The sequence below is a fragment of the Rheinheimera sp. D18 genome, assembly GCF_004345025.1.
In the GTDB taxonomy this organism is placed as follows: Bacteria; Pseudomonadota; Gammaproteobacteria; order Enterobacterales; family Alteromonadaceae; genus Alishewanella; species Alishewanella metallidurans.
The window spans coordinates 2,620,811-2,634,410 of the sequence record NZ_CP037745.1; the positions used below are offsets into that span (position 1 = coordinate 2,620,811).

Sequence of the window (13,600 nt, forward strand, 5' to 3'; positions counted from 1 at the left end):
CATTTGCGGCCTTTTTGCTATAATACGCAAAATTTTTACTAGCGAGACTACTATGCCTTGGATCCAATTGCGCGTTACAACTACTGAACAAAAGGCAGAACAAGTTAGCGATATGCTAATGGGCTGGGGCGCTCAAGCTGTTAGTTTTGTTGATGCCCACGACACGCCTATTTACGAACCTATGCCCGGCGAAGTTATTTATTGGACAAATACCATAGTGGTGGGTTTGTTTGATGCCGAGCATCCAATGGACAAGGTCGTAAAGCAGTTAGAACAAGTGGCGTTTTTTAAGCAGGGCGTAGAATATAAGCTAGAGCAATTAGAAGACAAAGACTGGGAACGTGAGTGGATGGATAACTTTCATCCAATTAAATTTGGTCAGCGTTTATGGGTTTGTCCAAGCTGGCGTGATATCCCCGACCCAACTGCAGTTAACGTAATGCTTGACCCAGGCTTAGCCTTTGGCACCGGCACCCACCCTACCACAGCGCTTTGTATGCAATGGTTAGATGCCACAATAAAACCCGAGCAAACCGTCGTCGACTTTGGCTGTGGCTCAGGCATTTTAGGCATTGCCGCATTAAAGCTAGGCGCAAAACGGGTGGTCGGTGTCGATATTGACCCGCAAGCGATTGAAGCTAGCACAGCTAATGCCAAGCGCAATAACGTGGATGGCCAAATAGAGCTTTACCTGCCGAAGGATCAACCCAGTGATTTTCAAGCTGATGTGGTAGTCGCTAATATTTTAGCCGGGCCATTAGCTGAATTAAAACACGTTATTAGTGCTTATGTAAAACCCAACGGGGTGCTGGCATTGTCAGGTATTTTAGAAAGCCAAGCCGATAGTGTAATGGCCGCTTATGCAGATGAGTTTAGTTTTGACCCCATTGCGGTGCAAGACGAATGGGTGCGCCTAAGCGCACGCAAGCACAGCTAATATTTACCTATATTTATAATGCCGCCAGAAATCGTGTGCTGCGCGGCAGATAGTAATTATCGTGGTCGAGCGAAACTAACACCGTGCTCGCGCGGCCGACTATTTCAGCTCGTGGTACAAAGCCAATTACCCGAGAGTCGGCGCTGTTGTCACGGTTATCTCCCAACACTAAATAATGCTCTGCTGGCACAGTTACTGGCGCAAAACTATCTCGCCCACTAGAAAACGCGGCTAATTTCACACTATGCTGGATATTGTCTAACTGCTCATTCAGCAACACACTATTGTCATCCTCGTTAGCATTAGGTTGCGAATACACTAAGCGTTGGCCGTTAATGGTCAGCACATTATTGTGCATAGCGATGACGTCACCCGGTATACCAATAACGCGTTTAACCAGCCGGTTGTTGGCAGCTTTTGAGACAAAGATCACGATATCGCCACGTTCAGGATCAGCGAGTTTTAGTAAAGACGTTGTAGTAAAGGGCACGCGTAGATCATAGGCCATTTTGTTAACTAGCAGACGATCGCCTATTTGAATGGTGGGTTGCATTGAGCCTGACGGTACATCGTTCCAGTCAGCGACAGCACTTCTGAACATAAACATTAAGGCTAAAAATATAATAACACTGCGGTTATCACGCCACAGCTGTTGCAGTTTGTTCATGTCTTACTCCATTAAGTTAGCTTTTGCTATGACCTTAATGGCTATATTAGGTTCACATTACGTCCATTTATTGGGCTTGTTACCGGCGTCCATGCCGGTCCGTTTGGTTTAGCGTAAGCTCGCTGAAACCTGCGGTGTTACGCAATACCTGTACCCAACTTACATAATTAGAAGGTGTACTGAATACCCACGCTGACGTAGTCAACCTTGGTATCAAAGTTATCGATATCGGCCAAGATACCAATTTCATCGCGGTCAAATTTCACATCAAACCGAGTGTAATCTAAACGTAAGTCTAAGTTTTTACTTAACGCATAAGACATACCTACACCGTAAAACAAATCTGAACCATCAACATCTGCCTTGTCATCTGTTGCACTAATATCGGCTTTCCACCAAACATTACCACCTTGCGCATATAGCGTAAAACGCTCGCCAAGCGGCAGGCCAGCTTTTAATGCTAAAGTGTAACCATCCAGTTCAGTATTAAAAATATTATTGCCGTATTGACCAAAATCGATATAACCGGCTTCTAAAGAAAACGCTTGATTAAACTGCGCACCGACAAAAAGACGCGAGGCGTTATCTTCTTTATCAAAATCTTGGTCATCACCATCAACGTTGAGTAAGCCGTACGCAGCACCGACATAGATGCCAACATGGTCAACTTCGTCATTATTAGGCGCGGCAAAAGCATAGGTAGAAGACAATAAAAATGAAGATACGGTTAGGGCGGCTAAATAATGTTTTTTCATTGTAAGCTCCGTGAAATCAAATAATTAAAAATAAGCGTTAGCTTGGGTTTCACGTTAAAGTGTTACAAGCTTTATGCCACTTATACGGGAAAAATAAAAAACATTAAAATCAATAGGTTAAGTGCAAATCATCTTTGTAAGTTATTAACCAATACGCGTTAAAATTGTAACACTCACATTACAACAAGAAAAACTTACACACTTAATAATAAACAAGAAACGGGCAGATCGTAGGTAAATGTGGGGGGTTATGCGGAAGATTAGCGGTTAACTTTTATTATTCATAACAGCCTTTTACCAAATTACTTAGCATGTGTTTAGTCACCGGTTTTAGCAAACTCTGCTGCACAATGGCCGGCTTAGCATCACTTTCCTCAACGTTTTGCCCACTTATTATCACAATAACGTTATCCGCGTCGCTCTGTTCAATACGCTGCACTAATTGCCAACCGGAGCTATCTGGCAAACCCATATCCAGTAAAATTCTATCGAAGTGATCATGCTGCGCCAATATCTGTAAGCATTGTGCCGCACTGTGCGCCAGTGTTACCTTAACGCCTAAACTTTCTAACAATAGCTGTAATAGCTGCGCCGCTTCAATATCGTCCTCTACCACTAAAAACTGCAGCTCTACGCCTATGTTAGCGATTGGTGTTAATGCTACTTCAGGTTCAGCTGCTACTAGATAACGCTTTAATACGCTATACAGCTGCTTTTTCGTTACTGGCTTATACAACAGCTCAGTAAAACCAATATCGGACAGTTGCTGATGAATGCCTTTGGCCATAGTCGCCGTTAGTGCCACTATCGGTTGCCTATAACCCAGCTTGCGAATATCAGTTGTGGCTTGTTTGCCGTCGACTACCGGCATATGTAAATCCATTAAAATTAAGTTGTAATGGCTCTGTGACGCCAACTTAGCTTTAACTCTCTCAATCGCTTCGGCGCCATTTCTAGCGTAACTTACTGTAGCGCCGGTGGCGCTAACCCAGTGCCCTGCCAGTTTACGCAAATCAGCGAGATCATCGACGATTAATACCTCACCGGTTAATTGCAGTTTTTCGCCGGTTTCTTGCGGTTCGCTATATGTTAGCTCAGCATTAAATTGGCTAAGGTTAACGTCAGTTAAATCACCGGGGTTAATTGAGAACGTAAAGATGCTGCCTTTACCTTCTTCAGAGGTAACATCGATGCTACCGCCCATATGCTGAATAAGTTCAGCAGATATCGCCAAGCCTAACCCTGCGCCACCTTTCTTGCGAGTAAACATATCTTCTATTTGCATAAAAGGTACAAAGATATCTTTTAACCGCTTAGCGGGTATACCAACACCGGTATCGGTGATCCGAAAGAACAGCATTTGCTGCTCGACTTGCTGTTGCAGCCAAACCTCAACTTTAATGCTACCCGCGTCAGTAAACTTTATTGCGTTATAAATCAAATTTATCAGCACCTGACGCAAACGCGTACCATCGGCGATAATCGTATCCGGTAGCGCGGTTAGCGCTGTTACGTCAAACTGCAAGCCGTTATCTATAGCGGTAACATTTAATAAGGTGTAAATATCAATTAACAGATGCCGCAAGGCAATAATTTCTGGCCGTAGCTCTAATTTATTTGCGGTTATTTTTGATAAATCCAACACGTCATTTAACAAGCTGAGCAAATGTTTACCGTTGTTAAGAATAATATTTAGTTCTGGCCGTGCTTCTAACGCGCTATCGGATTCTAACAATAATTCGGTATAGCCTAAAATGGATGATAGTGGCGTACGTAGCTCATGGCTTAGGTGGGCTAAAAATCGGTCTTTTGAGCGGCTATCTGTTTCAAGTTGTAACCTGTTGATCCGCTCCAGCTCATACTCGCGGCGGCTTAGAGCATAACGTATTGCTCTGGCAAAGCGTGCCTCACTTAGCTCACTTTTAACTAAAAAATCTGCCGCGCCATATTCTAATGCCTGTAAATCTAGCTGCTTATCGGGCTGGCCAGTTAGCATAATAATTGGCGTTGATACGCCAGCATTTATGGCCTTTTTAAGTAGCGATAAACCAGTATCGGCATCAAGCTGGTAATCTAACAAGCACACATCAAAGTGGCCTTCAGTTAGCTTTTGTAAACCTTCGGCCGAGCTTTTAACCCAGGTTAATTGGCTATCTAACGCGGTTAAGTCATCAAGATGACCACGAGTAAGGATATAGTCATCTTCATCATCTTCAACCAGCAAAATTTTTGCTTGTTTAACCGCAGTCTTAGTCATCGTGATGTTCGGGTAACTCTACAAATTCGACCCAGTACTTACCTAAAGTACGCATTAAATCGACCAAGCCGTCAAAATTTACCGGTTTAGTGATGTATGAAGCTGCACCTAAATTATAGCCTCGGACCATATCTTCCTCTTGCTTTGACGTGGTTAAAATAACCACTGGAATACCACGCAAGCGCTCATCGCTTTTAATATTCCGTAGTGCTTCTCGGCCATCCATTCGCGGCATATTAAGATCTAACAAAATTAAACTAGGCCGCGGGCAAGGCTCATCTGAGGCATATTTACCTTCTTTGCGCAGGTATTCAAGCAGTTCTACGCCGTCCTCCACGCAATATAGGGAATTAAGTACCCGGCTTTCGCGCAATGCATCTTGGGTTAGTAACCGGTCATCTTCATCATCGTCGGCCATTAAAATCGTAATAGCGCGTGCTTTGCTAAGTGGCATTATCTAGTCTCCCCGAGCACCAAAAGGTGTACCCTCGGCCGGTAAAATTATAGTGAAAGTTGCGCCAGCACCCAACGTCGCTGATGCACTAATTAACCCGCGGTGGCGCTCGACAATGCGCCGGCAAACCGCTAAACCAATGCCAGTACCTTTGTATTCTGAACGGCCATGTAAACGTTGAAACGGTGTAAAAATTTTCTCAGCGTATTCTTCAGCAAAACCAATACCGTTATCAGTCAGCGTAATGGCATACCACGTTGCGCATATATCCTGCTGCATAACATTAGGTTGGTGCGGTGCAATTGTTATATTAATGGCAGGTGCTACATCGGCGTTACGAAACTTAATCGCGTTAGATAGCAAGTTAAGAAACAGCTGCTGCAGCTGGCTATGATCGGCCTGAATAGTCGGCATAGGCTCAATAGTAAATTGTGCGTTACTTTCTTGGATCGCAATTTCTAGATCATCAAGCACACTAATTATTACGGTATTTAAATCGGTAGCGCTAAAATCGCGACCGCGGGTACTAATACGTGAAAAATCTAACAAGTCATTAATTAATGCTGACATACGATGGGCCGCATTTCGCATTCGCGTTAAATAGTCTAAACCTTGCTCACCTAAGTTCTGGCTAAATGACGACTCTAACCTATCGCCAAAGGCTTGTATTTTACGCAGCGGTTCTTGTAAATCATGCGAGGCGACAAAAGCAAAATCTTCCAGTTCGCGGTTGCTGCGACTAAGTTCTTCCGAGTACAACTGCAAATCATGAGTACGCTCGGCTACCTTCTGTGTTAGACCTTCATTTTGCTGCTCAAGCGCATTTAAGTATTTCTTTTCTTTGCTCTCGTTTCGCCACGACAGCACTAACATCAGTATCACCAGCACACTACTAAGCACGCCAGATATAACGAAATTAAGTAGGGCTTCATCCCGGCCTTTAGATAAACGTTCAAATAAGGTTTTACGAAAAGCTTTTTCAGTCTGGCGAACGGTGTATACCTCTGCGCGTAATTGTAAATAAATATTTTGACCATGGTCAGTTTTTAATAAGGTTAACGCTAGTGCCTCTTTATTTTGCCGAGCTAATTCGACCGTTTCGACTAGTTCGGTTATTTTTGCCTCAGATAAACGTATAACATTATCTATTCGCAATTGCTGCTCTGGCATTTCAGAGCGAACCGCTGCCATTTCAGTTATTTGTGCTTGTACATTTTTTAACGCTGCCAAGTAAGGCTCTAAATACAATATATCTTCAGTTAGTAAGTAACCGCGCTGGCCAGACTCAGCTGACAACACTGACATATGTAAATCATCAAGCTTAACAATAATATCGCCGGTGTTGGTTAGGCTAGTTTGAGTTGAGGTAAGTTTTTCCATTGAGCTAACAGCCAAAATCGCATTAAACACAATCAAGCACATCATTACCGCACCCAGTAACAACCAACTGGTGCGGGCGTTATTAAGCAGCTTGCTGGCCATCTATAAACTCCCTTTCATCGGCATTACTTTGTCGGTGCGATTAGGTCTTGCAGTAATTGGCTGCATTCTTGGCAAGATTGTAATATTTTGTCAGCAGCCTCTGCCAATTTGGCTGCGGGCAACTGGTTTTCTAATACCAACTTAATTAGCTCGGCTTGCATAGAAATACGGTTTAATGGTTTGCGAATATCGTGTATTTGCTTTTCTAATACTGTAGGTTGCTGTTCTATCGGCATGTGCTCCTCCGGGGTAAAATACTAACTGAACTCACCTAAACCGCCGTAAGCATTAAGTCGGTTATAAAGGGTTTTGGCACTAATGCCCAGCATTTCAGCAGCCAACGTTTTGTTGCCATCTACGTTTTTCAAGGTTAAATAAATAAGCTCTTTTTCGACTTCCTCTATCGTTTTACCGGCCGTTAAGCCACTATTTTTCGGTTTCGTGGTAGAAAACGGTGAGGCAAAAGACGCTGGCAGTTCAACGCTAGTTTTTGTCGGATCACTCATAATGTAGGCCCGATGCACTGTATGGCGCAGTTCTCTCACATTACCGGGCCAGTCAAAATTGGCTAAACGTTCTAACTGTGCGGCAGTAAAACTGTAATTAGTATCATTTTCTTCATTTAACCTGGCTAAAAAAGCGTTAGCTAATAGTGGAATATCGGTACTGCGTTCTCTTAACGGCGGAATTTCTAGTGGAAACACGGCCAAACGAAAATAAATATCTTCGCGTAATATATGTTGCTCAGCAATACTTTGCATACTGCGGTTAGTGGCTGACACAACCCGACAATTCACGGCAATTTCTTTAGTGCCGCCAACACGCACTACGTTTTTTGTCTCTAATACGCGTAGTAAATGTGGTTGCATATCTATGGGCATTTCGGTTACTTCATCAAGAAACAAGGTACCCGAGTGCGCGCGCTCAAATACACCGACTTTTTGTGCTACGGCTCCGGTAAAAGCACCTTTTTCATGGCCAAATAATTCGCTACTAATTAGCTCTTTTGACAAGCCGCCGCAGTTTATTGCGACAAAGGGGCCAGAAGCTTGGCTTGCGGTGTGAATAGCCGAGGCTACCAGTTCTTTACCCACACCGCTTTCGCCCATTAGCATCACGTTAGCATTAGATGCGGCAACCCGCTCAATCATAGTATAGAGGGCTTGCATCGGTGCCGACTCGCCTAGCAGGCAGCCAAAGTGCAACTTAGCTTGGTTAGATAATTTTTTCTTTTTTGCTTTAACTGGGTTAAGTACGCGCTCTAAATCTTCACGCTGAATAGGCTTAAGTAAATAATCAACCTTAGGCCCGCAAAGATCAGCAATAACCGATTTTACCGAGGGGTGGCCAGTAATAAAGGTTACCTTGGGCACAGGAAATAATTGCTGCACCCGATCCATTAAATGAATACCACTGCCATCGGGCAGCATAAAATCTAGCAAAATATGATCAAAGTTATTATGGACTAGCCATTCATTGGCTTGCGCCAAGTTTTCTGCCACAGACACAGTATGGCCAAGAAACTCGATAATATGGCAGGCTACATTGGTAAACTCTTGATCATCATCGACAAGCAATATTGATAGCAATGGTAAATTCTCATATCAGTAAATTAACGAAAAATGTGATTTAAGCCATATGTTACGGTGATACCTGAAGTTACCAGCCTATAGTAGGTGATTAAACCCAGCATGAATAGCACTTAATTAACCTTTTGTTTGCAATGTGCACACCTAATATTTGGCTCGTCAACGAAAATTTAGATTTTACTCGCGGATATAAAAAAGACGCCGAAGCGTCTTTTTTATTCAATAGCCAAAAATAACTATTCCCACTCTATTGTAAACAAGACATTTTTATCTTTTATATTCAATGGCTTATTTTCCTGCTAATTGGTAATACCATGAAAAATACCATGCTCAGAAAAGGCTTAACAATATTTTGAAAAATTGCCTACTGAGCGCTGCCGCACAGCTCCATAGGCCGCTTTCCTGGCTTTGCTTCCAGATGTATGCTATTCTGCTCCTGCAGCTAATGGATCACCGCAAACAGGTTACTCGCCTGGGGATTCCCTTTCGACCCGAGCATCCGTATGAGACTCATGCTCGATTATTATTATTATAGAAGCCCCCATGAATAAATCGCTCATCATTTTCGGCATCGTCAACATAACCTCGGACAGTTTCTCCGATGGAGGCCGGTATCTGGCGCCAGACGCAGCCATTGCGCAGGCGCGTAAGCTGATGGCCGAGGGGGCAGATGTGATCGACCTCGGTCCGGCATCCAGCAATCCCGACGCCGCGCCTGTTTCGTCCGACACAGAAATCGCGCGTATCGCGCCGGTGCTGGACGCGCTCAAGGCAGATGGCATTCCCGTCTCGCTCGACAGTTATCAACCCGCGACGCAAGCCTATGCCTTGTCGCGTGGTGTGGCCTATCTCAATGATATTCGCGGTTTTCCAGACGCTGCGTTCTATCCGCAATTGGCGAAATCATCTGCCAAACTCGTCGTTATGCATTCGGTGCAAGACGGGCAGGCAGATCGGCGCGAGGCACCCGCTGGCGACATCATGGATCACATTGCGGCGTTCTTTGACGCGCGCATCGCGGCGCTGACGGGTGCCGGTATCAAACGCAACCGCCTTGTCCTTGATCCCGGCATGGGGTTTTTTCTGGGGGCTGCTCCCGAAACCTCGCTCTCGGTGCTGGCGCGGTTCGATGAATTGCGGCTGCGCTTCGATTTGCCGGTGCTTCTGTCTGTTTCGCGCAAATCCTTTCTGCGCGCGCTCACAGGCCGTGGTCCGGGGGATGTCGGGGCCGCGACACTCGCTGCAGAGCTTGCCGCCGCCGCAGGTGGAGCTGACTTCATCCGCACACACGAGCCGCGCCCCTTGCGCGACGGGCTGGCGGTATTGGCGGCGCTGAAAGAAACCGCAAGAATTCGTTAACTGCACATTCGGGATATTTCTCTATATTCGCGCTTCATCAGAAAACTGAAGGAACCTCCATTGAATCGAACTAATATTTTTTTTGGTGAATCGCATTCTGACTGGTTGCCTGTCAGAGGCGGAGAATCTGGTGATTTTGTTTTTCGACGTGGTGACGGGCATGCCTTCGCGAAAATCGCACCTGCTTCCCGCCGCGGTGAGCTCGCTGGAGAGCGTGACCGCCTCATTTGGCTCAAAGGTCGAGGTGTGGCTTGCCCCGAGGTCATCAACTGGCAGGAGGAACAGGAGGGTGCATGCTTGGTGATAACGGCAATTCCGGGAGTACCGGCGGCTGATCTGTCTGGAGCGGATTTGCTCAAAGCGTGGCCGTCAATGGGGCAGCAACTTGGCGCTGTTCACAGCCTATCGGTTGATCAATGTCCGTTTGAGCGCAGGCTGTCGCGAATGTTCGGACGCGCCGTTGATGTGGTGTCCCGCAATGCCGTCAATCCCGACTTCTTACCGGACGAGGACAAGAGTACGCCGCAGCTCGATCTTTTGGCTCGTGTCGAACGAGAGCTACCGGTGCGGCTCGACCAAGAGCGCACCGATATGGTTGTTTGCCATGGTGATCCCTGCATGCCGAACTTCATGGTGGACCCTAAAACTCTTCAATGCACGGGTCTGATCGACCTTGGGCGGCTCGGAACAGCAGATCGCTATGCCGATTTGGCACTCATGATTGCTAACGCCGAAGAGAACTGGGCAGCGCCAGATGAAGCAGAGCGCGCCTTCGCTGTCCTATTCAATGTATTGGGGATCGAAGCCCCCGACCGCGAACGCCTTGCCTTCTATCTGCGATTGGACCCTCTGACTTGGGGTTGATGTTCATGCCGCCTGTTTTTCCTGCTCATTGGCACGTTTCGCAACCTGTTCTCATTGCGGACACCTTTTCCAGCCTCGTTTGGAAAGTTTCATTGCCAGACGGGACTCCTGCAATCGTCAAGGGATTGAAACCTATAGAAGACATTGCTGATGAACTGCGCGGGGCCGACTATCTGGTATGGCGCAATGGGAGGGGAGCAGTCCGGTTGCTCGGTCGTGAGAACAATCTGATGTTGCTCGAATATGCCGGGGAGCGAATGCTCTCTCACATCGTTGCCGAGCACGGCGACTACCAGGCGACCGAAATTGCAGCGGAACTAATGGCGAAGCTGTATGCCGCATCTGAGGAACCCCTGCCTTCTGCCCTTCTCCCGATCCGGGATCGCTTTGCAGCTTTGTTTCAGCGGGCGCGCGATGATCAAAACGCAGGTTGTCAAACTGACTACGTCCACGCGGCGATTATAGCCGATCAAATGATGAGCAATGCCTCGGAACTGCGTGGGCTACATGGCGATCTGCATCATGAAAACATCATGTTCTCCAGTCGCGGCTGGCTGGTGATAGATCCCGTCGGTCTGGTCGGTGAAGTGGGCTTTGGCGCCGCCAATATGTTCTACGATCCGGCTGACAGAGACGACCTTTGTCTCGATCCTAGACGCATTGCACAGATGGCGGACGCATTCTCTCGTGCGCTGGACGTCGATCCGCGTCGCCTGCTCGACCAGGCGTACGCTTATGGGTGCCTTTCCGCAGCTTGGAACGCGGATGGAGAAGAGGAGCAACGCGATCTAGCTATCGCGGCCGCGATCAAGCAGGTGCGACAGACGTCATACTAGATATCAAGCGACTTCTCCTATCCCCTGGGAACACATCAATCTCACCGGAGAATATCGCTGGCCAAAGCCTTAGCGTAGGATTCCGCCCCTTCCCGCAAACGACCCCAAACAGGAAACGCAGCTGAAACGGGAAGCTCAACACCCACTGACGCATGGGTTGTTCAGGCAGTACTTCATCAACCAGCAAGGCGGCACTTTCGGCCATCCGCCGCGCCCCACAGCTCGGGCAGAAACCGCGACGCTTACAGCTGAAAGCGACCAGGTGCTCGGCGTGGCAAGACTCGCAGCGAACCCGTAGAAAGCCATGCTCCAGCCGCCCGCATTGGAGAAATTCTTCAAATTCCCGTTGCACATAGCCCGGCAATTCCTTTCCCTGCTCTGCCATAAGCGCAGCGAATGCCGGGTAATACTCGTCAACGATCTGATAGAGAAGGGTTTGCTCGGGTCGGTGGCTCTGGTAACGACCAGTATCCCGATCCCGGCTGGCCGTCCTGGCCGCCACATGAGGCATGTTCCGCGTCCTTGCAATACTGTGTTTACATACAGTCTATCGCTTAGCGGAAAGTTCTTTTACCCTCAGCCGAAATGCCTGCCGTTGCTAGACATTGCCAGCCAGTGCCCGTCACTCCGCGGTCTTCACTGCGTGATCGAGTTGATCGACACCCGCCGTGACACGCTCCATGAAGTGCCTGCCTGCGTCTGTTAGCCGAACGCCCCGCGCATGGCGCTCAAATAGCAGGACACCAAGGTTATCCTCCAGCGCTTTCACACGCGCGCTGACGCTCGACTGGCTGATACCAAGTGCCTTGGCCGCATGCCGAAAATTCAGATGCTCGGCGACGGCGATGAACTGAACAAGGGAAATGAGCGGTATCCTGCCAGACAGGATACCGACATTCACGAGGTTTCGATGGTTAGTGCGCCGCATCGGAGCGGGCCTGCTACCAGTCGTCGGTTAGACGACTGGCGACTTCTCGGTGGCAGCCCCACGGAGAAGTCGCCAGTCGTCGGTTAGACGACTGGCGACTTCTCGGTGGCAGCCCCACGGAGCCGAAGGAGCACCAGCCCCAACGAAACCAGTACCGCCATCGCCGTGGCGTAACAGATCACGGGCCACGCTGTGTCACCGTTTAAAAGTGCCACCGCCAATGTCCCGACAATGCTGACTATCAGGCTTTGAACGCAGAAGTAGAACGCGACCGCTGATCCCGCGATGTCGTCGAACTCTGCCAAAGCGCCGTTCGCGGTAACGGACACCGTGAAGACAATACCGACCGCGACAACCCACATCGGTAGGATGAAGGTGAGGAATGACGGCGAGCCGTAAAGTTCGCCGATCCCCAACAGGACCGCTCCGCAAACAAGCAACGCCATCCCACGCGCCACGCATCCTGCGATGCCCCATCTGGCGACAAAGGACTTCGCGAAACGGGTTGTCACGATCATTACAAGCGCGACAGTGGCGAAGGCAAAGCTGAATCCGATCTCGGAATATTCCGCTTGGCCTATGAGCACACGGGGAGCCGTCGAGAAGAAGACGAAGAAGGTGCCCATACCGGCGCTAAAGCCGACAGTGTAAACCCAAAAAGCCGGACTCGCGAAGATCGGCAAGACAGATCGGCGCGTCTTGACTTGATCCAGAGGGCGGGTTTCGTGCCACCTGAAACCCGCATTTAGGAGTGCGAGCATCGCCAGTATAGCCAAAGTAATGAATATCGCCTGCCATCCCAAGAACTCGCCGATCAATGCTCCGGCGATAGGGCCGAGCGCAGGCACGAACGCCAGCATCGAACTGAAAAGGCCGTAGATGACGACACCCTCAGGACGGTTGGCATAAACGTCGCGAACCGTCGCGAACGTCGCCACCAGCATGGCCGACGCGCCCACTGCTTGAAGTAGACGGAAAGCGACAAAGGCCGGTGCAGTTGAAGACCAAGCTGCTCCCAGAGACGCAATGACGAAAGCCGTTGCGCCCGCAAGTAGAATTGGCCGTCGCCCGATTCTGTCTGAGAGCGGACCAAAAATCACCTGGCCCACGCCGAGCATCACCATATAGAGGCTCAACGTGAGTTGGATCATAGCGGGCGTCGTGTTCAGGATGCCGGGCATCGCTAGAACGACAGGGAGATAAATATCCATCGCCAGTGAAGCGAGGATGTCGAAAGGAGCCATCAGCAGCAGTGCTGCCGGCAGCGTATAGGCCCACGCGGGGCGTGTGGTGGTCATGACGAATCAACCCTCGATTAAGGAATACCGGGCGACGTCTGCTCGTCAGCAATCAGATGAGACTAGCCTTACAGAGCGCCGCAACAACAATACTGGTTGTTGCGGCTTACTTGTCTGCTGACTTGGAATTTCCCATCTGATTACTCCACGCTTACGAATATGAATTGCTACATT

General features: G+C 48.4%; 13 protein-coding genes and 1 pseudogene. 4 read left to right on the forward strand and 10 right to left on the reverse strand.

Going from position 1 to position 13,600, the window contains the following annotated elements:
• Positions 1-52: 52 nt before the first annotated feature.
• The gene (prmA, locus tag E0Z06_RS12390; protein WP_132585170.1) at positions 53-937 is read left to right on the forward strand and encodes a 50S ribosomal protein L11 methyltransferase; all 885 of its coding nucleotides are present in this window, start codon (positions 53-55) and stop codon (positions 935-937) included.
• Positions 938-950: 13 nt separating this feature from the next.
• Here prmA and lepB read toward each other — a convergent pair whose 3' ends face one another.
• The 7 genes from lepB to E0Z06_RS12425 form a co-directional block, all read right to left on the reverse strand.
• Positions 951-1,604, reverse strand: coding sequence for a signal peptidase I (gene lepB, locus E0Z06_RS12395; protein WP_132585173.1), 654 nt, complete (start codon positions 1,602-1,604; stop codon positions 951-953).
• A 167-nt stretch (positions 1,605-1,771) separates the two neighbouring features.
• Complete coding sequence (locus E0Z06_RS12400) at positions 1,772-2,359, reverse strand: outer membrane beta-barrel protein (RefSeq protein ID WP_132585176.1); 588 nt, start codon at positions 2,357-2,359, stop codon at positions 1,772-1,774.
• Between the two features lie 277 nt (positions 2,360-2,636).
• On the reverse strand, positions 2,637-4,616 hold the full coding sequence (locus E0Z06_RS12405; RefSeq protein ID WP_132585179.1) for a response regulator: 1,980 nt from the start codon (positions 4,614-4,616) through the stop codon (positions 2,637-2,639).
• Positions 4,609-5,070: a response regulator gene (locus E0Z06_RS12410; protein WP_132585182.1), complete on the reverse strand. Its 462-nt coding sequence runs from the start codon at positions 5,068-5,070 to the stop codon at positions 4,609-4,611. The genes E0Z06_RS12405 and E0Z06_RS12410 overlap by 8 nt, the downstream gene beginning before the upstream one ends.
• A gap of 3 nt (positions 5,071-5,073) precedes the next feature.
• Complete coding sequence (locus E0Z06_RS12415) at positions 5,074-6,552, reverse strand: sensor histidine kinase (RefSeq protein ID WP_132585185.1); 1,479 nt, start codon at positions 6,550-6,552, stop codon at positions 5,074-5,076.
• 23 nt (positions 6,553-6,575) lie between these two features.
• Positions 6,576-6,788 (reverse strand): histidine kinase dimerization/phospho-acceptor domain-containing protein, encoded by a 213-nt coding sequence (locus E0Z06_RS12420; protein ID WP_132585188.1) that lies wholly within the window; start codon positions 6,786-6,788, stop codon positions 6,576-6,578.
• A 21-nt stretch (positions 6,789-6,809) separates the two neighbouring features.
• Positions 6,810-8,141 carry a sigma-54 dependent transcriptional regulator gene (locus E0Z06_RS12425; RefSeq protein ID WP_132585190.1) on the reverse strand — a complete coding sequence of 444 codons (1,332 nt, stop codon included), beginning with the start codon at positions 8,139-8,141 and terminating at the stop codon, positions 6,810-6,812.
• 543 nt (positions 8,142-8,684) lie between these two features.
• Between E0Z06_RS12425 and sul2 the strand changes: the two genes are divergently transcribed.
• Genes sul2 through E0Z06_RS12445 form a run of 3 tightly spaced genes read left to right on the forward strand, consistent with a single transcriptional unit; the run spans position 8,685 to position 11,200 of the window.
• Complete coding sequence (sul2, locus tag E0Z06_RS12435) at positions 8,685-9,500, forward strand: sulfonamide-resistant dihydropteroate synthase Sul2 (RefSeq protein WP_001043260.1); 816 nt, start codon at positions 8,685-8,687, stop codon at positions 9,498-9,500.
• A 60-nt stretch (positions 9,501-9,560) separates the two neighbouring features.
• On the forward strand, positions 9,561-10,364 hold the full coding sequence (aph(3'')-Ib, locus tag E0Z06_RS12440) for an aminoglycoside O-phosphotransferase APH(3'')-Ib (protein WP_001082319.1): 804 nt from the start codon (positions 9,561-9,563) through the stop codon (positions 10,362-10,364).
• Complete coding sequence (locus E0Z06_RS12445; RefSeq protein ID WP_000480968.1) at positions 10,364-11,200, forward strand: aminoglycoside O-phosphotransferase APH(6)-Id; 837 nt, start codon at positions 10,364-10,366, stop codon at positions 11,198-11,200. Before aph(3'')-Ib ends, E0Z06_RS12445 begins: the two co-directional genes overlap by 1 nt.
• 106 nt (positions 11,201-11,306) lie before the next feature.
• Here E0Z06_RS12445 and E0Z06_RS12450 read toward each other — a convergent pair.
• From E0Z06_RS12450 to floR, 3 genes and pseudogenes are all read right to left on the reverse strand, one after another.
• Positions 11,307-11,711 (reverse strand): annotated as a pseudogene (locus E0Z06_RS12450) (IS91 family transposase); the annotation flags it as partial.
• 111 nt (positions 11,712-11,822) lie between these two features.
• On the reverse strand, positions 11,823-12,128 hold the full coding sequence (locus E0Z06_RS12455; protein ID WP_001255015.1) for a LysR family transcriptional regulator: 306 nt from the start codon (positions 12,126-12,128) through the stop codon (positions 11,823-11,825).
• 83 nt (positions 12,129-12,211) lie between these two features.
• Positions 12,212-13,426: a chloramphenicol/florfenicol efflux MFS transporter FloR gene (floR, locus tag E0Z06_RS12460; protein WP_132585192.1), complete on the reverse strand. Its 1,215-nt coding sequence runs from the start codon at positions 13,424-13,426 to the stop codon at positions 12,212-12,214.
• Positions 13,427-13,600 lie beyond the last annotated feature (174 nt).

Excerpts from the sequence above, each read along its gene's own strand:
- E0Z06_RS12455 (WP_001255015.1), bottom strand. The coding sequence starts at position 12,128 with ATGCGGCGCACTAACCATCGAAACCTCGTGAATGTCGGTATCCTGTCT.
- E0Z06_RS12445 (WP_000480968.1), top strand. The coding sequence starts at position 10,364 with ATGTTCATGCCGCCTGTTTTTCCTGCTCATTGGCACGTTTCGCAACCT.
- E0Z06_RS12400 (WP_132585176.1), bottom strand. The coding sequence starts at position 2,359 with ATGAAAAAACATTATTTAGCCGCCCTAACCGTATCTTCATTTTTATTG.
- sul2 (WP_001043260.1), top strand. The coding sequence starts at position 8,685 with ATGAATAAATCGCTCATCATTTTCGGCATCGTCAACATAACCTCGGAC.
- lepB (WP_132585173.1), bottom strand. The coding sequence starts at position 1,604 with ATGAACAAACTGCAACAGCTGTGGCGTGATAACCGCAGTGTTATTATA.
- E0Z06_RS12410 (WP_132585182.1), bottom strand. The coding sequence starts at position 5,070 with ATGCCACTTAGCAAAGCACGCGCTATTACGATTTTAATGGCCGACGAT.
- E0Z06_RS12415 (WP_132585185.1), bottom strand. The coding sequence starts at position 6,552 with ATGGCCAGCAAGCTGCTTAATAACGCCCGCACCAGTTGGTTGTTACTG.
- E0Z06_RS12405 (WP_132585179.1), bottom strand. The coding sequence starts at position 4,616 with ATGACTAAGACTGCGGTTAAACAAGCAAAAATTTTGCTGGTTGAAGAT.
- E0Z06_RS12420 (WP_132585188.1), bottom strand. The coding sequence starts at position 6,788 with ATGCCGATAGAACAGCAACCTACAGTATTAGAAAAGCAAATACACGAT.
- prmA (WP_132585170.1), top strand. The coding sequence starts at position 53 with ATGCCTTGGATCCAATTGCGCGTTACAACTACTGAACAAAAGGCAGAA.
- floR (WP_132585192.1), bottom strand. The coding sequence starts at position 13,426 with ATGACCACCACACGCCCCGCGTGGGCCTATACGCTGCCGGCAGCACTG.